Origin of the sequence: Streptomyces sp. NBC_01431, assembly GCF_036231355.1 — a bacterium.
Lineage (GTDB): Bacteria > Actinomycetota > Actinomycetes > Streptomycetales > Streptomycetaceae > Streptomyces.
This window is the reverse complement of record NZ_CP109496.1, coordinates 4,851,502-4,875,746: the sequence shown is the minus strand read 5'-3', so window position 1 is coordinate 4,875,746 and position 24,245 is coordinate 4,851,502. Positions and strand designations below refer to the sequence as shown.

The 24,245-nt window shown below is 71.2% G+C and carries 18 protein-coding genes and 1 tRNA gene; 10 read left to right on the top strand and 9 right to left on the bottom strand.

What is annotated here, in order from left to right; translation table 11 throughout:
* Positions 1-68: 68 nt before the first annotated feature.
* Complete coding sequence (locus OG522_RS22475; protein ID WP_329464799.1) at positions 69-2,645, bottom strand: ABC transporter permease; 2,577 nt, start codon at positions 2,643-2,645, stop codon at positions 69-71.
* Positions 2,642-3,430 (bottom strand): ABC transporter ATP-binding protein, encoded by a 789-nt coding sequence (locus tag OG522_RS22470; protein ID WP_329464798.1) that lies wholly within the window; start codon positions 3,428-3,430, stop codon positions 2,642-2,644. The genes OG522_RS22475 and OG522_RS22470 overlap by 4 nt, the downstream gene beginning before the upstream one ends.
* Positions 3,431-3,782: 352 nt before the next feature.
* On the opposite strand from OG522_RS22470, the gene OG522_RS22465 reads away from it, so the two are divergent.
* A complete protein-coding gene (locus tag OG522_RS22465; RefSeq protein WP_329464797.1) occupies positions 3,783-5,345 on the top strand; it encodes an MFS transporter in 1,563 nt (520 codons plus the stop codon).
* A gap of 176 nt (positions 5,346-5,521) precedes the next feature.
* Here the strand turns inward: OG522_RS22465 and OG522_RS22460 are convergent, their stop codons facing one another.
* The 3 genes from OG522_RS22460 to OG522_RS22450 form a co-directional block, all read right to left on the bottom strand.
* Entirely contained in the window at positions 5,522-6,406 is an 885-nt protein-coding gene (locus OG522_RS22460) for a cellulose-binding protein (protein ID WP_329464796.1), read from the bottom strand.
* A 213-nt stretch (positions 6,407-6,619) separates the two neighbouring features.
* Complete coding sequence (locus tag OG522_RS22455) at positions 6,620-9,340, bottom strand: SUKH-4 family immunity protein (RefSeq protein WP_329464795.1); 2,721 nt, start codon at positions 9,338-9,340, stop codon at positions 6,620-6,622.
* An 8-nt stretch (positions 9,341-9,348) separates the two neighbouring features.
* On the bottom strand, positions 9,349-10,335 hold the full coding sequence (locus OG522_RS22450) for an SMI1/KNR4 family protein (protein WP_329464794.1): 987 nt from the start codon (positions 10,333-10,335) through the stop codon (positions 9,349-9,351).
* 248 nt (positions 10,336-10,583) lie between these two features.
* On the opposite strand from OG522_RS22450, the gene OG522_RS22445 reads away from it, so the two are divergent.
* Together OG522_RS22445 and OG522_RS22440 are read left to right on the top strand one after the other, a co-directional pair.
* Positions 10,584-11,093 carry a YwqJ-related putative deaminase gene (locus tag OG522_RS22445; RefSeq protein ID WP_329464793.1) on the top strand — a complete coding sequence of 170 codons (510 nt, stop codon included), beginning with the start codon at positions 10,584-10,586 and terminating at the stop codon, positions 11,091-11,093.
* Positions 11,094-11,151: 58 nt separating this feature from the next.
* Complete coding sequence (locus OG522_RS22440; RefSeq protein ID WP_329464792.1) at positions 11,152-11,640, top strand: SUKH-3 domain-containing protein; 489 nt, start codon at positions 11,152-11,154, stop codon at positions 11,638-11,640.
* Positions 11,641-12,077: 437 nt separating this feature from the next.
* Here the strand turns inward: OG522_RS22440 and OG522_RS22435 are convergent, their stop codons facing one another.
* The gene (locus OG522_RS22435) at positions 12,078-13,388 is read right to left on the bottom strand and encodes a sensor histidine kinase (RefSeq protein ID WP_329464791.1); all 1,311 of its coding nucleotides are present in this window, start codon (positions 13,386-13,388) and stop codon (positions 12,078-12,080) included.
* Between the two features lie 165 nt (positions 13,389-13,553).
* Here OG522_RS22435 and OG522_RS22430 point away from each other — a divergent pair, with 165 nt between their 5' ends.
* The 4 genes from OG522_RS22430 to OG522_RS22415 all read left to right on the top strand — a co-directional run bounded on the left by OG522_RS22430 (position 13,554) and on the right by OG522_RS22415 (position 17,185).
* Positions 13,554-14,414: a hypothetical protein gene (locus tag OG522_RS22430; RefSeq protein ID WP_329464790.1), complete on the top strand. Its 861-nt coding sequence runs from the start codon at positions 13,554-13,556 to the stop codon at positions 14,412-14,414.
* Positions 14,415-14,443: 29 nt separating this feature from the next.
* Positions 14,444-14,515 (top strand) — tRNA-Gln (locus tag OG522_RS22425).
* Positions 14,516-14,646: 131 nt separating this feature from the next.
* Positions 14,647-16,095 carry a bifunctional UDP-N-acetylglucosamine diphosphorylase/glucosamine-1-phosphate N-acetyltransferase GlmU gene (glmU, locus tag OG522_RS22420; RefSeq protein WP_329464789.1) on the top strand — a complete coding sequence of 483 codons (1,449 nt, stop codon included), beginning with the start codon at positions 14,647-14,649 and terminating at the stop codon, positions 16,093-16,095.
* Positions 16,096-16,210: 115 nt separating this feature from the next.
* On the top strand, positions 16,211-17,185 hold the full coding sequence (locus tag OG522_RS22415) for a ribose-phosphate diphosphokinase (RefSeq protein WP_114039280.1): 975 nt from the start codon (positions 16,211-16,213) through the stop codon (positions 17,183-17,185).
* A 147-nt stretch (positions 17,186-17,332) separates the two neighbouring features.
* On the opposite strand, the gene OG522_RS22410 is transcribed toward OG522_RS22415, so the two are convergent.
* Both OG522_RS22410 and OG522_RS22405 read right to left on the bottom strand, forming a co-directional pair.
* Positions 17,333-18,220, bottom strand: coding sequence for a serine hydrolase (locus OG522_RS22410; RefSeq protein WP_329464788.1), 888 nt, complete (start codon positions 18,218-18,220; stop codon positions 17,333-17,335).
* Positions 18,217-19,167, bottom strand: coding sequence for a LysR family transcriptional regulator (locus OG522_RS22405; RefSeq protein ID WP_329464787.1), 951 nt, complete (start codon positions 19,165-19,167; stop codon positions 18,217-18,219). The genes OG522_RS22410 and OG522_RS22405 overlap by 4 nt, the downstream gene beginning before the upstream one ends.
* A 236-nt stretch (positions 19,168-19,403) precedes the next feature.
* Here OG522_RS22405 and OG522_RS22400 point away from each other — a divergent pair, with 236 nt between their 5' ends.
* The 3 genes from OG522_RS22400 to OG522_RS22390 all read left to right on the top strand — a co-directional run bounded on the left by OG522_RS22400 (position 19,404) and on the right by OG522_RS22390 (position 21,241).
* Positions 19,404-19,988, top strand: coding sequence for a 50S ribosomal protein L25/general stress protein Ctc (locus tag OG522_RS22400; protein WP_329464786.1), 585 nt, complete (start codon positions 19,404-19,406; stop codon positions 19,986-19,988).
* Between the two features lie 125 nt (positions 19,989-20,113).
* Entirely contained in the window at positions 20,114-20,707 is a 594-nt protein-coding gene (gene pth / locus OG522_RS22395) for an aminoacyl-tRNA hydrolase (protein ID WP_329467685.1), read from the top strand.
* Between the two features lie 66 nt (positions 20,708-20,773).
* A complete protein-coding gene (locus OG522_RS22390) occupies positions 20,774-21,241 on the top strand; it encodes a hypothetical protein (RefSeq protein ID WP_329464785.1) in 468 nt (155 codons plus the stop codon).
* Between the two features lie 130 nt (positions 21,242-21,371).
* On the opposite strand, the gene ppc is transcribed toward OG522_RS22390, so the two are convergent.
* Positions 21,372-24,101, bottom strand: a complete 2,730-nt coding sequence (gene ppc / locus OG522_RS22385) for a phosphoenolpyruvate carboxylase (protein WP_329464784.1) — start codon at positions 24,099-24,101, stop codon at positions 21,372-21,374.
* Positions 24,102-24,245: the final 144 nt, after the last annotated feature.

Below are 24,245 nucleotides of genomic sequence, written 5' to 3'. Positions count from 1 at the left end.
GGCGCATCGCGGTGCCCGCGCCCCGGCGGGGGGCGCGGGCACCGCGCGACAGACGACGGCCGCGGGGGCTACTCGCTGGCGATCGCGTTCAGGACGTTCATCCGTCCCGCCCGGAAGGCCGGGATCAGCGCGGCGAACAGACCCACGAACGCCGAGGCCACGAACACGGTGAGGATGGTCGGCCAGGGGATCTCCAGGATGCCCATGCCCTCCAGGGCGAGCAGCTTCTGCGCGGTGGCGCCCCAGCCCATGCCGAGCCCGAGGCCGAGCAGCGCGCCGAACAGGGCGATCACCACCGACTCCAGGCGGATCATGCGGCGCAGCTGGCGGCGCGAGAGGCCGATCGCACGCATCAGGCCGATCTCCCTGGTCCGCTCGACCACCGACAGGGCCAGCGTGTTCACCACGCCGAGCACCGCGACGATGATCGCGAGGGCGAGCAGTCCGTACACGATGTTCAGGAGCTGGCCGATCTGGTCCTTCAGGTCCTGCTTGAAGTCGGCCTGGTTCTGCACCTTGTACTGCGGATACGCCTTCAGCGACTCCTTCAGCGAGGCGTAGGCGTCCTTCGCCTTGCCGTCCTCGGCCTTGGCGAACATCAGCATGTTCTTGGGCATCTTGTCGGCCGGAAGGTAGTTCGCGACGGTCGTGATGTTGGTGTACATCGCGCCCTTGTCGACGTTGGTGTCGTCCGAGGTGATCGCCGCGACCTTCAGCCGCGCCGTCCGGCCCGCCTTGAAGGCGACGGTCATCGTGTCGCCGACCTTGATGCCGTGCGCCTTGGCGTAGGTGTCGCCGACCGACATGGCGTTCGGGCCGTAGGCCGCCGCCAGGTCGCCGCCGACGGTCTTGCGCCGCAGGTCCTGCTGATAGGTGGGGTCGGCGGCGGTGACCTGGTCGTCCTGGGCCTTGCCGTCGGGGGCGGTCAGTTTGGCGTCCACCGACTTGTAGTTGGTGACGTGCGCGATGCCCGGGGTCCGCTTCAGGGCGTCGGCGGCCTTGGGGACGATCGGCTGGCCGGTGCCGGAGGACACGATGAAGTCCGCGCCGACCGACTTGTCGAGCTCGTCGGTGGCGGAGGCCACCATCGAGGAGCCGACCACCGACAGGCAGGCCACCAGGGCCAGGCCGATCATCAGGGCCGCGCCGGTCGCGCCGGTACGCCGCGGGTTGCGCAACGCGTTGCGCTCGGCCATCCGCCCGACCGGCCCGAAGAAGCGCAGCACCAGTGCGCTGATGACCCGCACCACTCCGCCCGCGAGCAGCGGACCGACCACCACGAAGCCGATCAGGGTGAGTACGACACCGAGGCCGAGCAGGCCCGAACCGGCCGACGCCTGGGCGGAGTTGGCGGCGCCGAGCAGCGCCGCGAGGCCCGCGCCGGTCAGCACCAGACCGATGACGGCCCGGACCACGCCGGCCCTGCCGTCGGCCGGGGTGCCCGCGTCGCGCAGTGCGGCCATCGGGGAGATCTTCCCGGCCCGCCGGGCCGGCACGTAGGCCGCGACGACCGTCACCACGACACCGAGGACCAGACCGATCACCGGCGTCGTCCACTTCACGGTGAGGTCGCTGGTGGACAGCTCCATTCCCATGGAGCCCATCAGCTTCATCAGGCCGACCGCGAGACCGACGCCCGCGCCCACCCCGAGGATCGAGCCGAACACGCCGAGCAGCAGCGCCTCAAGCAGCACCGAGCGGTTGACCTGCTTGCGGCTGGAGCCGATGGCGCGCATCAGGCCGATCTCGCGGGTGCGCTGGGCGACCAGCATCGAGAACGTGTTGATGATCAGGAAGATGCCGACGAGGAAGGCGATCCCGGCGAAGCCGAGCATCGCGTACTTCATCACGTCGAGGAAGGAGCCGACGTCGGAGCGGTTGGCGTCGGCGGCTTCCTTCGCCGTCTGCAGCTTGTACGGACCCGCGCCGAGCGCGGCCGCCACGTTCTGCTTGAGCTGCGCATCGCTCACCCCGCTCGCCGCGGTCACGTTCACGGCGGTGAACTGGCCGGTGGCGCCCAGGAGTTCCCGCTGCGCGGTCGCGGTGTCGAAATAGACGATCGCGGCACCGGGGTTGGTCACCTTGAAGGTGGCGATGCCGGTGATCTTCGCGGTGAAGTCGCCGGTGACGGCGATGGTGCGCAGCTCGTCACCGATCCTGAGGTGGTGCTTGTCGGCGGTGTCGGCGTCGACCATCATCTCGGCCGGCCCGCGCGGGGCCCGGCCCGAGGTGATCTCCATCGCCTTGAGGTCGTTGTCGGTCCAGTTTCCGGCGATGGTCGGGGCGCCGCTGGAGGAACCCATGTTCTCGTTCTTGGCGTTGACGACCGTGATGCTGGAGCTGCCGACCGAGCCCTCGGCCTTTTGCACGCCCGGCACCTTCGCGACCTGGGCGACCACCGAGGCGGGCAGCGCTTCCGGCCTGCCCGTCCGTGAGGGGGCGCCCTTGTCGTCGACCGATTTGGGGCTGACCGTCACATCGGAGGCGGTCGCCGCGAACAGCTTGTCGAAGGTGGTGTTCATGGTGTCGGTGAACACCAGCGTGCCGCACACGAACGCCACCGACAGCAGGACCGCGACGGCGGAGAGCGCCATCCGTCCCTTGTGCGCGAGGAAGTTGCGCATCGAGGTCTTGAACACGGTCACGACGTCCGCCCCCGCGCGTCGAAGTCCTTCATGCGGTCGAGTACGGCGTCGGCGGTCGGGCGGAACATCTCGTCCACGATCCTGCCGTCGGCGAGGTAGAGCACCCGGTCCGCGTAGGAGGCGGCCACCGGGTCGTGGGTGACCATCACGATGGTCTGGCCCAGCTCGTCCACGGACTGGCGCAGGAAGCCGAGCACTTCGGCACCGGCCCGCGAGTCCAGGTTTCCGGTCGGCTCGTCACCGAAGATGATCTCCGGACGGGCCGCCAACGCCCGTGCCACGGCGACGCGTTGCTGCTGGCCGCCGGAGAGCTGGGTCGGCCGGTGCTTGAGCCGCCCCGCCAGACCCACCGTCTCCACCACCCGCTCCAGCCACTGGGCATCGGGCTTGCGGCCCGCGATGTCCATCGGCAGCGTGATGTTCTCCAGCGCGTTCAGCGTCGGCAGGAGGTTGAACGCCTGGAAGATGAAGCCGATCCGGTCCCGGCGCAGCTGCGTGAGCTTCTTGTCCTTCAGGCCGGTGATCTCGGTCTCGTCCAGGTAGATCTGGCCGCCGGTCACCGTGTCGAGCCCGGCCAGACAGTGCATCAGCGTGGACTTGCCGGAGCCGGACGGGCCCATGATCGCGGTGAACTGGCCGCGGGATATGTCGACGTCGACGTGGTCGAGGGCCACCACCCGCGTCTCGCCCGACCCGTACGCCTTCACAACCTGGCGCGCCCGTGCCGCGACCGCCGTACGCCCTCCAGTGTCCCCGTGCCTGGGAATGGTCACAGCCGTTGTCACGGTAATTCTCCTTGGTCGAATTCCAGCCAGTCGTGCTGACGTACGCCTTGAGTCTCCCGGCTCGACGGGTCCCGCACATGGGGGGCCCGTCACCCGCTTCGAGGTGGGGTTTTCCCCACCCCACGGCCGCGGAGGCGACGTAAGACCACCGTAAGGAACACGCCCCCGCGTCCACGTCCTCCGCCGGGACGACGGACCCCTGCCCCCAAGTAGGGACCGCCCCTTAGGGGTCTCCACCCGTGGAACGACCCCGACCCGCAGGGGCCTCCACCCCCGACGCCACCCTGCCGCCGCTCAGGGCCGGGGTGAGAAGGTGTGCCCGAGCAGATGCGTGCACAGTGAAGGGATCTTGGTGAGCGTCTCCGACGAAACCCCGGGCGCCGAGGCGGCATGCGGCGCGACACCACCGGCCGTCCCCGCACGCGGGCGTGGCCCAGTCGTCGCGGCCCTCATGCTGGGCATGGCCCTGGCCGCCCTCGACGGCACCATCGTGTCGACCGCCGTCCCCCAGATCGTCGGCGAACTCGGCGGATTCGCCGTCTTCTCCTGGCTGTTCTCCGGCTACCTGCTCGCCGTCACCGTCACCCTGCCCGTCTACGGCAAGCTCTCCGACACCTTCGGCCGCAAACCCGTACTGATCGCCGGGATCATCGTCTTCCTCACCGGATCCGTCCTGTGCGCCTTCGCCTGGAACATGGCCGCGCTCATCGCCTTCCGCATCGTGCAGGGCCTCGGCGGCGGCGCCCTCCAGGGCACCGTCCAGACCATCGCCGCCGACCTGTACCCGCTCAAGGAACGCCCCAGGATCCAGGCCAAGTTGTCCACGGTCTGGGCGACCTCCTCCGTCGCCGGTCCCGCCCTCGGCGGACTCCTCGCCAGCTACGCCGACTGGCGCTGGATCTTCCTCATCAACGTGCCCGTCGGAGCCGCCGCGCTGTGGCTGATCGCCCGGCACCTGACCGAACCCGCCCGCCGCACCCCCACCACCCGCCCGAAGACCGACTGGGCCGGCGCCCTGTGCGTCTTCGCCACCGGCGCCCTGCTGCTCACCGGAGTCGTCCAGGGCGGCGTCGCCTGGCCGTGGCTCTCCGCGCCCTCACTCGCCCTCTTCGCCGCCAGCGCCGCACTCGCCGCACTGACCGTGTACGTGGAACGCCGCGCCGCCGAACCCGTCATACCCGGCTGGGTGTGGCGCCGGCGCACCATCGCCGCCGTCAACCTGGCCCTCGGCGCACTCGGCCTGCTCATGGTCGCCCCGACCGTCTTCCTGCCCACCTACGCCCAGTCCGTCCTCGGCCTCAACCCGACCGCGGCGGGCTTCGTCCTGTCCGTGATGACCCTGAGCTGGCCCATATCGGCCGCCTTCTCCAGCCGCGTCTACAACCGCATCGGCTTTCGCGACACCGCCATCACCGGCGTCACCCTCGCCACCCTGATCCTGGTCGCCTTCCCCCTGCTGCCCTTCCCCGGCCACGCCTGGCAGCCCGCCCTGATCATGCTGCTCCTCGGCGCCGCGCTCGGCCTCTGCCAACTCCCCCTGATCGTCGGCGTGCAGTCCACCGTCGGCTGGTCCGAACGCGGCACCACCACCGCGTCCGTACTGTTCTGCCGCCAGGTCGGCCAGTCGCTCGGCGCGGCCCTGTTCGGCGCGGTCGCCAACACCACCATCGCCGCCCGCCTCGCCCACGCCCCGGTCCCCGGCCTCCCCGGCGACCTCGACGCGGCCTCCCGCGCCCTGCAACACCCCACGGACCTGACGGCCCAGGCCGCCGACTACCTGCGCCGGTCCGTGGCCGCCGCGGTGGACCACGTCTACCTCGGCGCCGCCGCGGCCGCCGTCCTCGCCCTACTGGTCCTGCTCTTCCTGGCCCCCCGCCGCTTCCCGATCCTGCCGCCGGAACCACCGGGGAAATAACGGAAGCACGAAAGCGCGGCGATGAGCGGACGAGGCCATTGCGCCAGGCCGCAGGAGCCAACGCGGTTACGCAGCACCCCCCCCCTGCCCCGCACGCCCAGCGGTGGGCGAACCCGGCACCACCGCATCGCACCCGGCGCCCGGCATCACCGCTTCGCACAGCCCGCCCGGTGCGTTCAGTCCTCTGGTGTGCTTCGGCCCGTCAGTGCTGCCAGGCTCGCCCTCACGTGGGCCAAGTGGGCCCGCACCTCCTCGGACGCCTCGGTGTGTTCCCGCAGGACCCGCTCCGTCTCGCGGGCGATCCGTTCCTCGTCCACCCGCGCCCGCGCCAGCAGTTCGGCGCCGCGCGCCTCCGCGTCCTCCTGGCCGTGGCGGGCGTTCTCCTCGGTCTCCGCATACGCACGGCGCGCCTCGTCCAGGCGACCCTCGGCGACGCCCAGCAGCTCATCGTGACGGTTCGTCAACTCGGCCTCGGAGGAGGCCAGTTCACGCTCGGCTGCCTCCAACGTCTCCGCCTGCTCCCGCTCCTGCCCGGCCAGCACCGCCTCGCAGCGCCGACGCGTCCCGTCCAGTTCGGCCACCGCCTGCGCCCGCTGCTCCTCGGCATCGGCGCCGGCCGCACGCCGCAGCTCGTCCGCCTCGGCGCGCGCGGTGTGCAGCACCTGCCGGGCGTACGCCTCGGCATCGGCGAGCACCGCCTCGGCGTGCGCCCGCGCCGCGTCCTTGGCCGCTCGCCCCGCCTCCTCGGCGGCCCGCGCCGCAGCCGCCGAATCCTCCACGGCCGCGGCCCGCACCTCCTCGGCCTCCTCCACCACCAGCGCGAACAGCGCCCCGGCCTGGCTTCCCAGGTCCTCGTACGTCTGCGGGGCGAGCCCGGCGACCCGCTCACGCAGCCCGGCCAGCTCGGCCTCCAACTCCCCCACCAGCGAGCCGAGTTGCTCCGCCCGCTCCCGGGCCGCGTCCCGCTCCCGCCCGAGCCCGGCGAGCACACGGTCGACCTGCTCGGGGCGGTAGCCGCGACCCCGGGCCGCCCCGAACGGCGGCATCGATGCTGCGCTCATCCCTCAAGCCCCTTCTCCCGCGCCCACGACCGGCAACCCGGCGCCCCGGCAATCCGGCGGCCGAAGCGAACTGCCCATACCGCGACACTCCGCCCAGCCGCCACGCTCAAGGATGCGCCCACCCGCATCAGAACGCGCGATCGCGCCCGGAAACGACCGGGGCGCCCACCGCGATCACACGGCAAGCGCCCCGGCCCCATCAACGGGCAGACGTCAGAGCAGCCCGTCCCACATCTGTTCGAGCAGCACCGACCACCAGCTCTCCGGCGACGCCAGCGCCGCCGGGTCGAGCGCCGCGAGCTGCGACTGGAAATCGACCGTCCAGCGCCCCGCCTGCTCGGGGTTCAGCCCGAACCGCAGCCGCCACATCCGGCCGAGCAGCGCGAGCGACCGTACGAACTCCGGCAGCCCCGAGTTCACGAACTGCGGCGGCACCGACTGACCGCCCGGCCCCGCCTCCACCGGCACCGCCACGATGTTCGCGGTCCCGTACTGGACACAGATCGCCCGCCCGAAGTCCGAGCCCATCACCAGGTACGAACCCGCGTCCGCGGCCGGCTGCACACCGCGCTGCTGCGCGAGCTCCGCCAGGGTCGGCACCGGCTGACCGGGCACGGCCTGCGCCCAGAAGAACGGCCCGAAGTCCACCGGCAGACCCGCCCACACCAGCGTCACCGCCACGGCCTCCGGCACACCCTGACGCGACACCGCCCGCTGATCGAAACGGAACACGCCCTGCGGACCGAACGCACCCGCCAGCTCGTGCGCCACACCCTCCGGCGGCAGCGGCGGCACCGGCTGCACCGGACCCAGCGGCGCCCGCACCGGCTGCGGCCTGGCAGGACCGTCGGCGACCTGCGCCAACTCGCCCTGGTGGGTGAGCAGATGCTGGACGCCCTGACGGCGCGAGGCATGGTCCTTGCCGTACGGAGCCACGTTCGTGATCCGCACCTGCGGCCACTGCTCGCGGATCATCCGCGCACAGTAACCGCCCGGCAGCTCGCACGACTCCAACTCCGTGTGCAGCTCCAGGACATGGTCCGCGGGCACGTTCATCGCCCGCAGCTCATGGAAGATCTGCCACTCCGGATGCGGAGTGCCGGGCGCCGAACGCCGGATGAGCTGCTGCTCGGACCCGTCGGGCGCCCGGTAGCGCAGCACGGCCTGATACCCCGGACCGACCGTCGGCAGCCCGGTCGGGGGCTGCTGCGGATAGCCGTACGCGGGCGGCTGCGCCTGCGGTACGGGCCCACCCGGCGGCATACCGGGCGGACCGGGAGGCATCGGAGCACCCGGACCACCAGGACCCATCTGCGCGGGCCCCGCCAACATCGTGGCGGCCTGATGCACACCACCGGGCGGCGCACCCGGCGAACCAGGCGAACCAGGAGGCCCCGGAGGCATCGGCGCACCGGGGGCTCCGGGCGGACCCGGAGGCATCGGCGCACCCGGGGCTCCCTGCGGACCGGGCGGCATCGGCGCACCCGGAGCACCCGGAGCACCAGGCGGACCCGGAGGCATCGGAGCACCAGGCGCGCCCGGAGCACCCGGCGGACCGGGAGGCATCGGAGCACCCGGACCACCAGGACCCATCTGCGCGGGCCCCGCCAACATCGTGGCGGCCTGATGCACACCACCGGGCGGCGTACCCGGCGAACCAGGAGGCCCCGGCGGCACCGGAGCACCGGGGGCTCCCGGAGCGCCAGGCGGCATGGGCGCACCCGGAGCTCCCGGACCACCCGGAGCACCAGGCGTACCGGGAGGCATCGGCGCACCCGGAGCACCAGGGCCACCCGGACCCATCTGACTCGGGTCGGCGAACATCGTCGCCGCATGGTGGACCCCGCCCTGCGAGGGCGGCGGCGTCGGCGAAGCGGGCGGCTGCGGGCCCCCGGGGCCCAGGTGCGACACCAGTTGCGTCGGCAGGTAACCACCGGCCGGCGCACCCGGCGGCGGCGTCGAACCCGGCAGCGGCGCGGCGGGCGGCCGCGCGCCGGGCGTACCCGGCGCAACCGGCGGCGGAGTCGTCGAACCCGCGCCCCGCTGAGCCCCCACACCCGGCGGCGGCCCCACCGCCTTGCTGGTGGAGGCATCCGCGATCTCCCCCGGAGCCCCGGCGGGACCCGCGGACCCGGCGGGCGCGGCAGCCGCGGGCGCACCGGCCGCGGGCCCACCCGGCACCGGCCCGCCCTGCGGGTCGAGCGCCGGCGCGAGCGCCGTCGGCGGCAACTGGCTGCCACCCGCGATCAACGCGGTCTTGGCCTCCGGCAGCGCCCTCGGCGGCGGCGCGTCGTCCTCGTCCGAACCCGAAAGCGACGGCGCGAACACCGTCGCGGGCAACGGAACCGAACCGTCCTCCGAACCGGCGTTGGTGTCCGTACCCGCCCAAGGCGTACCCCCGGCAGGCGTCCCCTGCGCGGCGGCGGGCGCGGGCCACGCCGTCCCGCCGGAACCACCGGCGACCGGCGCCGCGGGCGAGGAAGCGGACGGCACGGACGCCGAAGGCGCGGCCGCACCCCCGGCCCCGCCCGACGCCGCAGCGCTCTCGCGCCGCCGGTCCGGGATCCCCAGCTTGTCCGCCGCCTCCTGAAGCCACTCCGGCGGACTCAGCAGGAACGACGTCTGGTTCAGATCAACCCGCGCCGGAGCCTCGGGCACCGGCGGCGCGTCCTCGGGCACCCCGTACTCCTCCTCGTACCGGCGGATCACCTCACCCACCGGCAGACCCGGCCACAACGTCGCCTCACCACTGTCCCGGGCGATCACCAGCCGCTGCGCCCCGCCACCGCCCGAAGGACCGTTCTCCCGGTCCTCGGCCCACACCACGAAACCCAGCTCGAACTCCCGCACCCGCACCTCCCGGTGCTGATACGCGGGCACATCGCCGTTGATCCACTCGTCCGCGCGCTCCTGCGCCTGAGCGAAAGTCACCATCGGCCGGCTCACTCCCCTACCGAGGTCGTCTCGACGGCACGCGCGAAGCCACCGTCCACCATCAGGTTCGCCACCGTCTCCAGCTCCGGCGGATTGCCCGCCAGACGCGCCAGGAACCCGTCGAAGTCGTCGCCGCACGGCAGCAGCAACTGCTCCACCCGCTCGGCCACGCTCAGCCCGTCCCGGTCCCGTGCGTCGTCGTACGCGCAGAACCACACCGAACCGGTCGCCGACCCCCTCACCTTCACCGCGAGCAGACCGCCCTGCACGAAGGCGACACCCAGGTAGTCCTTGGTGAGATGGTCCCGCAGACACTTGTTGACGTACACCAGATCATTGACCGCCGCCTCCTCACGCACCGTGAAGAACGGCTGGTCCACCAGCAGCCCCAGCTCCGCGTCGAGCGCCGCGCCCACCGGGGCACACCCGCCCGCGGCCTTCAGGAACGAACGGTAGGCACCCGGCAGCCGGTACCCCAAGTCCTCCTCCACACCCAGGAGTTGGGACTCCGACACCGACACCGAACCCTTCGGCAGACCGAAATGCGCCGGCCGCGTCTCCTGCAACGGACGCGTACCGCGCTTGTCGTGCTCGACCGGCGCCGTCGCCAGACCGCCGTAATGACGCAACAGCGCCTTCACCTCGACCGGCACCAGCTCAAGACGCCGGCCACCCGGCACGTGGTGCCAGGTCCAGCCGTGCGGAGTCGCCACCGGACCGATCGTGTCCCACAGCTCGTGGCCCGCGGCCGACAACGCCGCGTTCGCCGACACGTAGTCGGTCAACCGGAGCTCGTCCACCCCGAAACCCTCGGGCGGCTCCGCGATCTCCGCCGCCGCACGGGCGTACGCCGAGAAATCCGGGAAGCCGTTCTCATCCATCCGCACCCCTCTGGGATGCCGGGATGCCCGGACCGGGTCCGGGAAATGCACGACCTGCCCGGCATAGGCCGCGTTCGGTGGCGCGGCATGCTGCCCGAGCCGACCTGTCGTCATGGCGGTTGCCCCCTGCTGCGTGCTGGCGTCTGGCTAATGAGGACCAGACTATGCGGTGGGGCAATACCCACGACCGGCCCCGCACATCGATCACCAACCGTCACACCCGCATCACCCTGCGCCTGCGACGCGCGGGTTTCCACGCCCCAGCTTCCGTACCGGCGGCCGCATTTGGCAGGCTGTCCCCGCAACTCGGGGGCGCTGACACGTGCGGCTACAGCCGCGGGCAGTGGGAGGGACACAGCACCATGCACACCGCACCAGGCGAAACATCCGCCACAAACGCGATAAGTGAGACACCGGGCGATCCACGCCTCAGGTGGAGCACCACCACTACCGCGCCCTTACTGCGCCACCGCCGCGACGGCATCCTCCCCGCCGTTGCCGCCGCACTCTCCGTCCGCGGCGAAACCCTCACCTGCACCGCCGGAAAGGGCGAACAGCCCCCCGTCCTGCACCCCCTCGTGCAGGACTACCTCGACACCCTCACCAGCGGCCAACGCGAACGCTTCACCGGCCGCTGCCCCGAAGCGATCCTGCTCTCCCGACACCTGACCAGCGTCGAGACCACCCGCTCCAAACGCGCCCAGCGCAAACCGCTCACCCACGGCGAAGCCCGCCGCGCCCTCAAACACGCCAAACTCACCGCCCGCCGCATCCGCGAAGACGGCGACCCCCTCCACGGCAGCTATGCGCCACCCTGCCGCTCCTGCACCGTGCTGCTCGCCCACTTCGGGGTACGCAGCGTCGAACCCTAAAAGCCCAACCCCGCCGAACCCTGAAAGAGCCAGCCCCCACACGGAAAGGCCGCGGCCGATGCCGGACGTCTCCACCACCCGCTTCCCCGTCCCCGTCGACGCCGCCCTGCGCACCGCCGGCTGGCAACCCGGCCGCTGGGACATCCGCCAGGCCGAAGCCTGGGCCGACGTCCTGCGCGGCCACACCTCACCCGCCGGCCACCGCCACACCGTCTTCCCCGCCGCCGTCGAAGCCTGGGCCGAATTCGGCGGCCTCAACCTCACGGCACCCGGCCCCGGCCGCCGCAACGCCCCCGCCGCCCTGCGCTTCGACCCCCTCGCGGGCCTCCACCTCGCCCGCACCCTCGCCGACCTCGGCCGCGCCCTCGAAACCGACATCGCGCCCCTCGGCGAAGAAGGCGACCACCAAGCCGTTCTCGCCATCGACGCCGAAGGTCGCGTCTACGCGCTCGACCACACCGGCGACTGGTACCTCGGGTCCGACATCGACCACGCGCTCAACACCCTCATCACCGGCACCCAGCCCATCCGCCTCACCTCAGCCTGACCGGGCCGCCCGCCCAGGCCCCGCGCCCTGCCTTCGGGTGCGGCCCGCTCCCAACTCGGCCTTCGGGTGCGGACCGTGCCCCCAATCCGGCCGTCGGGTGCGGACCGCGGTCGCCTCTCGCGCAGTTCCCCGCGCCCCCAACACCGCCTTCGGGTGCGAGCCGCGGTCGCCTCACGCCCAGTTCCCCGCGCCCCCAACACCGCCTTCGGGTGCGAGCCGCGGTCGCCTCACGCCCAGTTCCCCGCGCCCCTGGCAGAGTCGGTGCCGGGCCGCACGGTGGGCTCGGCCTGTCCGGGGGTTGAGGGCGAGCGCCGTTCAGGCTGGGCACCCCCTCAGAGGGCTGGGGTGGAGCCCCAAAAGCTGAACCATCCAACCCCTCGCACGGGCGGGCGGGTGTGAAAACACCCCGGGGTCTGGGACGGAGCCCCAGCAGGGGGCTACGAGACCACCGACGCCCGGTCCGGCAGCACCGCCGACACCCGGAACCCACCCGCATCCGTCGCCCCCGACACGAACACCCCGCCGAGCGCCGTCACCCGCTCCCGCATCCCCACCAGACCGTTGCCACCACTGGGCAACCCCGCATCCGCCGTGACACCGTCCGCAGGCCCGTTCTCCACCTGCATCGCCACCTCGGCCTCCCTATGCGCCAGACGCACCATCACCTTCGCGCCCGCCGCATGCTTGTGCACATTGGTCAGCGCCTCCTGGATCACCCGGTACGCCGTCTGCTCCACCAGCGCGTCATACCCCCGCGCCTCCCCCTGCACCATCAGCTCCACCACCATCCCGGCCTCCCGGGACTGCCCCACCAACGCCTCCACATCCGCCAGACACGGACCCTCCTCCGCGGCCGCCGCAGCAGCGGCCGCCGCCACCGCCACCGCGACCAGAGGCACCGGCTCCACCCGCACCGCCACAGGATCCGCCCGCAACACCCCGAGCATCTCCCGCAACTCCGTCAACGCCTGGCGCCCCATGTCACCAACCAGAGCCGCGTTCTTGACGGCCTTCTCCGGATCCTTGCGCGCCACCGCCTGCAACGCCGCCGCATGCACCACCATCAACGACACCCGGTGCGCCACCACGTCATGCATCTCCCGGGCGATCCGCGTCCGCTCCTCCGTACGCGCCCACTCCGCCCGCTCCTCGGCCCGGTCCGCGAGCAGCGAAAGCTCCCGCTCCAACGAATCCGCCCGCTCCCGCAATGACTCCATCAACCGGCGCCGCGCCCCTATATAGAGCCCGTACAAAAGCGGCGGACCCGTGATCCCGAACGACATCACCACCGACACCAGCGGCACGTACCAACGCCCCGGGTCGTAATCACCCCGCGCCACGCTCTGATGCATCCGCACGAACGTCACGATGAACGTCCCCGCCCCCGACATCCCCGCAAGCGCCGCCGTGATCCGGCGCGGCACCTCCGAAGCGGCCAGCGTGTACAGACCCACCACGCTCAGCATGAAACCCATGCTGGCCGGCGTCACCGCGATCGAAATCAGCACCACGGCGATCGGCCACCGACGCCGCGCCACCAGCGAAGCCCCCGACACCAGCCCGAGCAGCACCCCGGCCGGCACGGGCAGCCCGGCGTCCCTGGCGAAACCCACGCCCTCCACCGCGCACTCCAGCGCGGACAACACCCCGAGCAGGACGTCCAATACGGCACTGCGCCTGCGTTCCCACCACCACCAGCCACGGGAGGTCAACCCCGCGGCTTCCTGGTAAGCCCCCGTTGTGGTCATGGCTCCCAGACTACGGGCGGGGGCGAACGATTTTCCTTCGGCTTTCGCCCGACGTACGCGGCACGAAATCCCACCGAACACGCCAGGAACCGGCGTTCATCCCACGATGTAGTGAATCGAGCGCTTATTCGAGCGGACATCCGCATTCCGGACGAGCGTGTCCGTATGACATCGAACACACCCGGCAAATACGCCGACTTCGAGGGCCTGCGCGAGCAGGCGATCGCCCTGCGCCGCGAGGGGCTCAGCCGCCGCCAGATCCGCGACCGCCTGTTCGTCGACAACAACGACCTCCTCAACCGCCTCCTGAACGGCGAACCCGCCCCGGAGTGGACCAAGCGCCCCAACGCCAAGGACGACCTCCGCAACCGCGCCCGAGAGCTCCGCGCGCAGGGCATGACGTACGACCAGATCCAGGTGGAGCTCGGCTGCTCGAAGAGCTCGATATCCCTGTGGGTACGAGACCTCCCCAAGCCGGGCCGTATCCGTACCCCGGAAGAGGCGTCGGCCATCGCCAAGCGCGGCTGGGAAGTCAGACTCCAGCACCGCGAGGAACAGCGCCAAATGACGAAGCAGGAGGCCGCAGCCGACGTCGGCACCATGACCGACCGCGAGTTGTTCCTGCTCGGCGTCGGCCTCTACTGGGCGGAGGGCACCAAGGACAAGCCGCACACCCGCAGGGAGCGGGTGACCTTCGTGAACAGCGACCCCAACATGATCACGGTCTACCTGCACTGGCTGCGCCTGGTCGGCGTCGAGGCCCACCACCTGAAGTTCCGCCTCATGATCCACGAGTCGGCCGACATCCAGGGAGCCGAGCAGTACTGGGCGGATCTCGTCCAGGCGGACGTAGCCCTCTTCGGCAAGACAACCCTGAAGCGGCACAACCCGAAGACGGTCCGCAAGAACGTGGGCGAGACGTACCGAGGTTGCCTCGTCATCGATGTCCAGCAAAGTGCTGATCTGTACCGTCGCATCGAAGGGTGGTGGTGCGGCATAGTAGGGGCCGCAGCTGGAACCAACTAGGAAACTGTCCGATTTGGCCCAGTTAGCTATCCCCTGTGGTGTAATCGGCAACACGTGGCACTTTGGATGCTTTGTTCCAGGTTCGAGTCCTGGCAGGGGAGCTTATTGGGTTCGGGTCCTGACTGTCCCAGTCAGGACCCATCGTGTTTTCCCCCGCCCCCACCCCGATTTCATCCGCGAAACCCCCCGGTATCCTTCGGGTGTCCACCCCCCGAAGCCGAAGGGCACCTCCGTGAGCGCAACCCGCCCGGCCGCCGTCGTCGTCCTCGCCGCGGGTGAGGGCACCCGCATGAAGTCGGCCACTCCCAAGGTTCTGCACGAGATCTGCGGGCGCTCGCTCGTCGGCCACGTCGTGGCAGCCGCCCGCGAGCTCGACCCCGAGCACCTCGTCGTGGTCGTGGGCCACGCCCGCGAGCAGGTCTCGGCCCACCTCGGCGCGATCGACGCCGGCGTGCGCACCGCCGTCCAGTACGAGCAGAACGGGACCGGGCACGCCGTCCGGATGGCGCTGGAGGAGCTGGGCCAGACCATAGAGGGCACGGTCGTCGTGGTGTGCGGCGACACCCCGCTGCTGACCGGCGCGACGCTGGCGGAGCTGACCCGTACGCACGAGTCGGACCGCAACGCGGTCACCGTGCTGACCGCCGAGGTCGCCGACTCGACCGGCTACGGCCGCATCGTGCGGGACGACGCCTCGGGTGCGGTCACCGCGATCGTCGAGCACAAGGACGCGAGCGAGGCGCAGCGCGCGATCCGTGAGATCAATTCGGGTGTGTTCGCGTTCGACGGCGCGCTGTTGGCGGATGCGCTGGGCAAGGTGCGGACGGACAACAGTCAGGGTGAGGAGTACCTGACTGATGTGCTGGGGATTCTGCGGGAGGCGGGGCATCGGGTGGGTGCGTCGCTGGCGGCGGATTTCCGGGAGATCCTGGGGATCAACAACCGGGTGCAGTTGGCGCAGGCGCGTCGGTTGTTGAACGACCGGTTGCTGGAGCGGGCGATGCTCGCGGGTGTGACGGTGGTGGATCCGGCGTCGACGTTCGTGGATGTGCAGGTGACGTTCGAGCAGGATGCCGTGGTGCTTCCGGGTACGCAGCTGCTGGGTACGACTCGTCTGGGTTCCGGTGCCGAGGTGGGTCCCAACTCGCGTCTGACGAACACGATTGTCGGCAGGGACGCGCGGGTCGACAACGCGGTGTCGTACGACTCCGAGGTCGGGGACGGTGCGACGGTCGGTCCGTTCGCCTATCTGCGGCCGGGTACGCGGCTTGGTGTGAAGGCCAAGATCGGTACGTATGTGGAGACGAAGAACGCGACGATCGGTGAGGGGACGAAGGTTCCGCATCTGTCGTATGTGGGGGACGCGACGATCGGTGAGTTCACGAACATCGGTGCGGCCAGTGTGTTCGTGAATTACGACGGTGAGGCCAAGCACCACACGACGATCGGCTCACACTGCAAGACGGGGTCGGACAACATGTTTGTTGCTCCTGTCACAGTGGGGGACGGTGCGTATACCGCTGCGGGGTCGGTGATCACGAAGGATGTGCCGCCGGGTTCGCTGGCCGTCGCCCGGGGCCAGCAGCGGAATATCGAGGGTTGGGTGGAGCGTAAGCGTCCGGGAAGTGCTGCCGCGCAGGCTGCTCAGGCTGCGGCCGAGCAGTCGGGTGGGGAGATCTGACCGGATTCGGGTGCGTCTTTCACGGCGTACCGTGATAGTGCACATATTCGGCTGGCTCGCTGCACAGGGACCGCGCGGGCGCAGCAGCATCGAACACGTCTGAGGAGACTGTGCTGTGACCGGGATCAAGACGACCGGCGAGAAGAAGCTGATGCTCTTCTCCGGCCGCGCCCACCCCGAGCTGGCCGAGGAGGTTGCGCACCAGTTGGGTGTGGGCCTCGTGCCGACGAAGGCCTTCGACTTCGCGAACGGTGAGATCTACGTTCGTTTCCAGGAGTCGGCCCGTGGTGCGGACTGCTTCCTGATCCAGAGCCACACGGCTCCGATCAATAAGTGGATCATGGAGCAGTTGATCATGATCGACGCCCTGAAGCGGGCCTCGGCGCGATCCATCACCGTGATCATTCCGTCCTACGGCTATGCCCGTCAGGACAAGAAGCACAAGGGCCGTGAGCCGATCTCGGCGCGGCTGGTGGCCGATCTGCTGAAGACCGCGGGTGCGGACCGCATCCTCACGGTCGATCTGCACACGGACCAGATCCAGGGCTTCTTCGATGGTCCGGTGGACCACCTGACCGCGCTGCCGGTCCTCGCGGACTACGTGGGCGCGAAGGTCGACCGCTCGAAGCTGACGATCGTCTCGCCGGACGCGGGCCGGGTCCGGGTCGCCGACCGCTGGTGCGACCGTCTGGACGCGCCGCTGGCGATCGTGCACAAGCGCCGTGACAAGGACGTCGCGAACACGGTGACGGTGCACGAGGTCGTCGGTGACGTGAAGGGCCGGGTCTGTGTCCTGGTCGACGACATGATCGACACGGGTGGCACGATCTGCGCCGCCGCCGACGCGCTGTTCGCGCACGGCGCGGAGGACGTCATCGTGACGGCCACGCACGGCATCCTGTCGGGTCCTGCGGCGGACCGGCTGAAGAACTCCAAGGTGAGCGAGTTCGTGTTCACGAACACGTTGCCGGACCCGTCGGACCTGGAGCTCGACAAGATCACGGTGCTGTCGATCGCTCCGTCGATCGCCCGCGCGGTGCGCGAGGTCTTCGAGGACGGCTCGGTGACGAGTCTCTTCGAGGAGAACTAGCGAGTAGCTGTACTGGGAAGGGCCGCGCCGACACCGTCGGCGCGGCCCTTCCTCATGCCCGGCACCAACCCGGCCAGGGGCGCGGGGAACTGCGCGAGCGCCCGCCCACGGTCCGTGGGCGGGCGCGGGGTTGGGGGTGGCGCGGGGTCATGCGGTGCCTGACCGGCTTCGTAGTGCGTCGACCGCGATCCGCGCGGCCCGCCCGACCGCCGCATCGGCCGCCGGGAGCGTCGCCGCCGTGGACGCGGCGCGGGTGAAGACGGCGATGGCGTAGCGCCCGCCGTCGGGGTATTCGACGACTGCGGCTTCGTGGCGCAGCGTGGGCAGGGTGCCGGTCTTGCCGCTGACGCGTACGTCGTCGTAGGGGAAGCCGGAGGCGAGGCGGTGGCTCCAGGTCTGGACGCCGAGGACGGCGCGGAGTTCCTCGCCCCAGGGTCCGGCGCACACTTCGTCGCGCCAGATGGCGCTGAGGAGGGTGGCGATCTCCTTGGGGGTGGAGCGGTTGGTGCGGGCGGGGTCGAGGACGCTGAGGCGGGCGACGGCGGCGGGCTCGACGAGGGCGGCGGGGCCGGTGTCTCCGGTGTCGGCGACCATCGCGGCGTACAGGTCGGCCTGGTTGTGGACGGCGATGGTGCGGCGCAGTCCGAGGGCGGCCATGGTGGCGTTGACGGTGTCGAGGCCGAGGTGGGCCCAGAGGAGGTCGGCGGCGGCGTTGTCGCTGACGGCGACGGCGAGGGAGGCGAGGTCGCGCAGGGAGAGCCGGGCGGCGTCGCGCATGACGGCGAGGCCGGTGGGTCCGGGTGCGCGGCCGGCTGCGGGGATGTCGACGGGGGTGGTGGGGTCGAGGCGTCCGGCGGCGGCTTCGCGGTAGAGGGTGGCGATGAGGCACAGCTTGTGGACGCTGGCGGTGGAGACGGGGGTGTCGGCGGCGAGGGAGAGGGCGGCGCCGGTGTCGATGTCGATGGCGTGCAGCGCTCCGGTGGTTCCGGCGTCGGTGAAGGCGGCGGTGATGCGGCCGCGTGCCTGGCTGTTCACAGCGGGAACTCCGATGCGGGGCGGGGGAACAGGCGCCGCCCGGGGGCGGTGGGGATGAGTCCGGCGTGGTCGCGCAGGACGTCGTGGGCGGCTTCGGTGAACAGGCGGACGGCGGGTCCGTCGCGTCCGGCGGGCCAGGCGGTGGAGGTGCGCCAGGTGAGGGGGTTGGCGTGCAGGGGGCGCCAGGTGGTGCCGGGTTCGGGCGGCGGCTTGGGCAGGAGGGCTGTGACGTGGGTGCCGGACAGGACGAGGGCGCGGGTGAATTCGAGGCCGGCGACTTCGCGTACCGCGGTGGGGGTGCAGCCGTGGCGGGTGCAGGCGGTGAGGGTTTCGTCGTGGAGGGCGGGGGCGCTCGCGCGGGGGAAGAGGACGAGTTCGCGGCCGTTGAGCTGGCGTACGTCGATCTCGGGGTGCTGGGCGAGGGGGTCGTCGTCGGCGATGAGGGCGCCGAGCGGCTGGTGGAGTTGGGGGCCGAAGCCGAGGCCGGTGGCGGGGCAGGGGTGGCGGACGATGCCGGCATCGAGGGTTCCGGCGGTGAGTTCGGCGGTCTGCTCGGCGGTGCTGAGTTCGCGGAGGTCGAGTTCGCCGCCGGGGCTGCGGTCGCGGTAGGCGGTGAGGAGGGCGGCGATGGTGGCGCCGCCGAGCTGGGGTGGGACGGCGGCGCGCAGGGTGCCCGCGGCGCCGCCCTGGACGCGGCCGACGAGGGTGCGCAGGCGGTCGGCGGCGTCGAGGAGGGGGTCGGTCTCGGCGAGGACGAGGCGTCCGGCGGGGGTGAGGGTGGCGCCGGTGCGGCCGCGGTCGAAGAGGCGGACGCCGAGTTCGCGTTCCAGGCGCTGGATGCGCTGGGAGAGGGAGGGCTGCGCGACGCGCAGGCGTTCGGCGGCGCGGCCGAAGTGTTGTTCCTCGGCGACGGTGCGGAAGTACCTGAGGTGCAGCAGCAGGTCCATGACCGGCAAGGATAGGCGACTGGCTATGGAAGCCGATCTCATAAGGGCACGCGGCCAGTGGGCCCACCGTTGATCCAATTGGGCCGTCGCGGGGTCGCCGGGTAGTCTGGGCAAGTTGCTCGGCGAGGGAGGCCGTACCTGAGGTACGGCGGTCCGTTATCGACGCGCTCTTCGTAGCAGGCCAGTCGTGGCCGGGTGACCACCATTTTTTGGTTCACCTTCTACGAGGAGTGCACATGTCCGAGGTCAAGCTCGCCGCCGACGTCCGTTCCAGCTTCGGCAAGGGCGCCGCCCGCAGCATCCGCCGTGAGAACAAGGTTCCCGGTGTCATCTACGGTCACGGCACCGAGCCGGTCCACGTGACCCTGCCGGGCCACGACCTGCTGCTCGCGCTGCGTACGCCGAACGTCCTGCTGTCCCTGGACCTCGACGGCAAGACCGAGCTGGCGATCCCGAAGGCCGTCCAGCGTGACGCCATCAAGGGCTACCTGGTCCACGTCGACCTGCTGCTCGTCAAGAAGGGCGAGAAGGTCACCGTCGAGGTCGCCGTGGAGACCGAGGGCGACCTGGCCCCGGGCAGCTTCCTGGTCGAGAACGTGCTGAACACGCTCTCCGTCGAGACCGAGGCCACCCACATCCCGACCTCCGTCACCGTCTCCATCGCGGGCCTTGAGGCCGGCGCCGCGATCCTCGCGAAGGACATCGCGCTGCCGTCCGGCACCACCCTGGCCACCGACCCCGAGGCCGTCGTCATCCAGATCCTGGCCGCGCAGGCCGAGGAGCCGGCTGCCGACGCCGAGGCCGAGGGCGCCGAGGCCTGAGCCGCACGCTCTGCCTGAGTTCCGTGCCGGGCACGGACTTCGACGGGGCGGCGGGCCACACTTGGCCCGCCGCCCCGTTTTCCTGTGTACGCAACTGAGGAGACGCAGCCCCCATGGCGACCGACATGACGACCGACGCGAACGCCCCCTGGCTGATCGTGGGCCTGGGCAATCCGGGTCCGGAGTACGCCGCGAACCGGCACAACGTCGGGTTCATGGTGGCCGATCTGCTCGCGGAGCGCATCGGCGGGAGGTTCAAGGCGCACAAGTCGCGGGCGCAGGTGGTGGAGGGGCGGATCGGTCCGCCCGGCCCCTTCAACCGGCGGGTGGTGCTCGCGAAGCCGATGTCGTACATGAACCTGTCGGGCGGCCCGGTGACGGCGCTGCGTGACTTCTACAAGGTCCCGGTCGCCAACATCGTCGCCGTCCATGACGAACTGGACATCGACTACGGGGTGTTGAGGCTGAAGCTGGGCGGTGGGGACAACGGGCACAACGGTCTGAAGTCGATCACCAAGTCGCTGGGGGCGGACTACCACCGGGTGCGGTTCGGCATCGGGCGCCCGCCGGGCCGGATGCAGGTGGCGGACTTCGTTCTGAAGGACTTCTCCTCGGCGGAGCGCAAGGAGCTGGGTTACTTGGTGGACCGGGCGGCGGACGCGGTGGAGGCGCTGGTCATCGAGGGCCTGGAGCGGGCCCAGTCGACGTACAACTCCTGACAAGCCCTCCCCAACCGTTGGCTTGAGGTTGACCGAGCGCATCCGGACCCGCCAGGATCGCGCCCCATGACGAAGCGGAGCCGAACCTTCCTGCTGTTTGTGCGGCGGACCGCGATGGCCCTGGTCGCCGCGCTGCTCCTGGCCGCCGGGTTCTGGTCGTCGTGGGGCACCGCCCAGCACGTGCTCCTGGCGAAGGGCCGCGACCACGGGACGCTGGCGGTGACGGGGTGCGCGGACGACCTGTGCACCGGCCGCTACCAGCCCTCGGCGGGCTCGGCGCCGCACTCCCACATGACGATCACCGAGTCGGTCGCGGCGCGGCGCGGCGAGCAGCTGGCGGTGGTCGTCAAACCGGGCACGGACGAGGCGGTGCGCAGCGACACGGCGGGCGTTCTGTACGCCTGGCTTCCCCTGGCCGGCGCACTGCTGCTGGCGGCCCTGATCATCGGCGGCGGCCTGCGGATGCCGCGCACGGCGTGGGCGACGGGGCTGGTGGGGGCGGCCGCGATGGCGGCGGCGTTCATCGCGCTGTAGCGCTGCGGCCCCGCCTTCGTCCGCAGGCCGTGCGCGGCTCGTCGCGTGGCTGCCGGGGCGGAGCCCCAGAAGCACCGCGCCCCCTCCCGTTCCCCCGGAGGGGCTCGGGAAGGGGCGGGGTGGGGAAGGGTCAGCCGGTGTTGCGCAGCCCCGCGGCCACACCGTTCACGGTGAGCAGCAGTGCCCGCGACAGCAGCGGATCGGGGGCCTCGCCCCGATCGGCCGCCGACCGCTGCCGCGCGAGCAGCGCGACCTGGAGATACGAGATCGGGTCCAGGTAGGCGTCACGGATCGCGAAGGTCTGCTGGAGCACCGGATGCGCCCCGAGCAGCTCCGAGCGCCCGGTGACCCGCAGGACCTCCCGCACCGTCAGCTCGTGCTCGGCCTCGATGTCGGCGAAGACGTGCTTGAGCTCGTCGGGGACGAGGGTGTCGACGTAGTGGCGGGCGATCCGCAGATCGGTCTTCGCGAGCGTCATCTCGACGTTGGAGATGAAGTTCTGGAAGAAGTGCCAGCGTTCGCTCATCTCGTCGAGCACGGTGTCGAGCCCGGCCTCGCGCAGGGCGCGCAGCCCCGAGCCCACTCCGTACCAGCCGGGCACGATCTGCCTGGACTGGGTCCAGCCGAACACCCAGGGGATCGCGCGCAGCCCGTCCAGGCCCGCACCCGAGTCCGGGCGGCGCGAGGGCCGCGAGCCGAGGTGCAGTTCGGCGAGCTGGTCGACGGGGGTGGAGGCGAAGAAGTACGCGGGCAGGTCAGGGTCCTCGACCAGCTTGCGGTACGCGCCGTGGGCCGCCTCGGAGACCGTGTCCATCGCCGCGTCCCAGCGGGCCAGCGCCTCGTCGGACTGGCGGGGCGCGGTGTGCAGGGCGGAGGCCTGGAGGGTGGCCGCGACGGTGAGTTCGAGGTTCTCCCTGGCCAGGGACGGGATGAGGTACTTGTCGGAGATGACCTCGCCCTGCTCGGTCACCTTGATCTCGCCCTCCAGGGTGCCCCAGGGCTGGGCGAGGATGGCGTCGTGGGAGGGGCCGCCGCCGCGGCCGACGGTGCCGCCGCGGCCGTGGAAGAGGCGAAGGCGCACGCCGTAGCGGTGGGCGACGTCGCGCAGCCGGCGCTGGGCGCGGTGGATCTCCCACTGGCTGGTGGTGATGCCGCCGAACTTGGAGGAGTCGGAGTAGCCCAGCATGACTTCCTGGACGTCGCCGCGCAGCGACACCAGGCGCCGGTAGGAGGGGTCGGCGAGCATGTCGTCGAGGATGACGTCGGCGGCGCGCAGCTCGTCGGTGGTCTCCAGGAGCGGCACGATGCCGATCTTGGCCCAGCCGCCGTGCAGGTCGATGAGGCCGGCCTCACGGGCCAGCACCGCCGCGGCGAACACGTCGTCGGCGCCCTGGCACATCGAGATGATGTACGACTCGATGACCTCGGGGCCGAACCGCTCGAAGGCTTCGGTGATGGTGTTGAAGACGCCGAGGGTCTTGTGTCCGGCCGCGTCCAGCGGGGCGGGGGTGGGGGCGAGCGGGCGACGCGAGCGGAGTTCCTTGGCGAGGAGCTTTTGCCGGTAGTCGCGCGGCATGTCCTGGTAGCGCCAGGACTCCTCGCCGAGCCGGTCGAAGAGCTGGCCGAGCGCGTGGTGGTGGGCGTCGGCGTGTTCGCGGACGTCCATGGTGGCGAGCTGGAGGCCGAACGCGGCCAGGGTCCGGATCGTACGGTCCATGCGGCCGTCGGCGAACAGGGCGCCGCGGTGCTCGCGCAGGGAGGTCTGGATCAGGGTGAGGTCGGCGAGCAGTTCGGCCGTGCCGAGGTAGTCGCGGCCCACCTGGTGGGGGGTGCCGTTGGCGAGGCGGTCCTTGGTGTGGACGAGCTTCTGGCGGATCGCGGTCGCCTTGAGGCGGTAGGGCTCCTCGGCGTTGAGGCGCTTGTAGCGGGGGCTGATCTCGGGCAGCGCTTCGAGGTCGGCCTGGAGCGAGGAGAGCAGCTCTTCGGTGGCGCCGGCGTACCGGATGGAGTTGGAGAGCAGTCCGCGCAGGTGGTCGATCATGTCGAGCGCGTCGTTGATGCCGTGCTCGTGCTGGAGGATCAGAACGTCCCAGGTCACGGCGGGTGTGACGTTGGGGTTGCCGTCGCGGTCGCCGCCGATCCAGGTACCGAAGGTGAGGGGGCGGGTGCCGGCGGGCAGATCGATGCCGACCCGCTCCAGTTCGGCGGCGAGGTCTTCGAGGACGTCGCCGACGGCGCCCGCGTGGAGCTCGTCCAGGTAGTAGATGGCGTTGCGGGCCTCGTCGGCCGGTTCGGGGCGTACGACGCGGAGCTCGTCGGTCTGCCAGATCAGGTCGATGTTCTCGGCCAGCCGCAGGTCCAGGCGGCGGCGGTCGGACTCGATGACCGGGGTTTCGAGGAGTTCGGCGATGCGGCGCAGCTTGTTGAGGACGGAGCGCCGGGCGGCCTCGGTGGGGTGGGCGGTGAAGACCGGCCGCACGTTGAGGTTCTTGACACTCTGGCGGACGTGTTCGGGGTCGCCGTCCTTGAGCATGTCGGCGGTCCGGGCGAGCAGGGAGCCTTCGGTGGCGCGGTGGGCGCGCAGTTCGCGGCCCCGGTGGACCTGCTCGGTCACGTTCGCGAGGTGGAAGTAGGTGGAGAAGGCGCGCACCAGCTTGGCGGCGGTCTCCACTTCGGTGCCGCCGAGCAGCTCGGCGGCGGCTTCGCCGTCGGTCCGGGTGAGGGCGCGGACCCGCTCGACGAGCTCCAGGAGCTCGGGGCCCTCCTGTCGGACGAGGGTCTCGCCCAGGAGGTCACCCAGTCGGCGGATGTCGGCGCGCAGCTCGTTGCTGGCGGCGGGAGTCTGGTCGGCACTGCTCACAGGTGCGGCTCCTTGCAGTGTTTGAGCACGTCTGGAGGGGTACTGGAGGCTGCGGACCGCGCTGTCCGACGACACCCAGGATAGGTGTCCGTCCACGCCCCGCCGTCCACGGGCTCTTGTCCCGCGTCACGGCGCTGCCATACT

What these genes read in the sequence shown, in the direction of transcription:
- OG522_RS22460 (WP_329464796.1), bottom strand. Translation starts at nt 6,406, where the DNA reads ATGAGCGCAGCATCGATGCCGCCGTTCGGGGCGGCCCGGGGTCGCGGC.
- OG522_RS22455 (WP_329464795.1), bottom strand. Translation starts at nt 9,340, where the DNA reads ATGGTGACTTTCGCTCAGGCGCAGGAGCGCGCGGACGAGTGGATCAAC.
- OG522_RS22450 (WP_329464794.1), bottom strand. Translation starts at nt 10,335, where the DNA reads ATGACGACAGGTCGGCTCGGGCAGCATGCCGCGCCACCGAACGCGGCC.
- OG522_RS22445 (WP_329464793.1), top strand. Translation starts at nt 10,584, where the DNA reads ATGCACACCGCACCAGGCGAAACATCCGCCACAAACGCGATAAGTGAG.
- OG522_RS22440 (WP_329464792.1), top strand. Translation starts at nt 11,152, where the DNA reads ATGCCGGACGTCTCCACCACCCGCTTCCCCGTCCCCGTCGACGCCGCC.
- OG522_RS22435 (WP_329464791.1), bottom strand. Translation starts at nt 13,388, where the DNA reads ATGACCACAACGGGGGCTTACCAGGAAGCCGCGGGGTTGACCTCCCGT.
- OG522_RS22430 (WP_329464790.1), top strand. Translation starts at nt 13,554, where the DNA reads ATGACATCGAACACACCCGGCAAATACGCCGACTTCGAGGGCCTGCGC.
- OG522_RS22405 (WP_329464787.1), bottom strand. Translation starts at nt 19,167, where the DNA reads ATGGACCTGCTGCTGCACCTCAGGTACTTCCGCACCGTCGCCGAGGAA.
- OG522_RS22400 (WP_329464786.1), top strand. Translation starts at nt 19,404, where the DNA reads ATGTCCGAGGTCAAGCTCGCCGCCGACGTCCGTTCCAGCTTCGGCAAG.
- pth (WP_329467685.1), top strand. Translation starts at nt 20,114, where the DNA reads ATGACGACCGACGCGAACGCCCCCTGGCTGATCGTGGGCCTGGGCAAT.
- OG522_RS22390 (WP_329464785.1), top strand. Translation starts at nt 20,774, where the DNA reads ATGACGAAGCGGAGCCGAACCTTCCTGCTGTTTGTGCGGCGGACCGCG.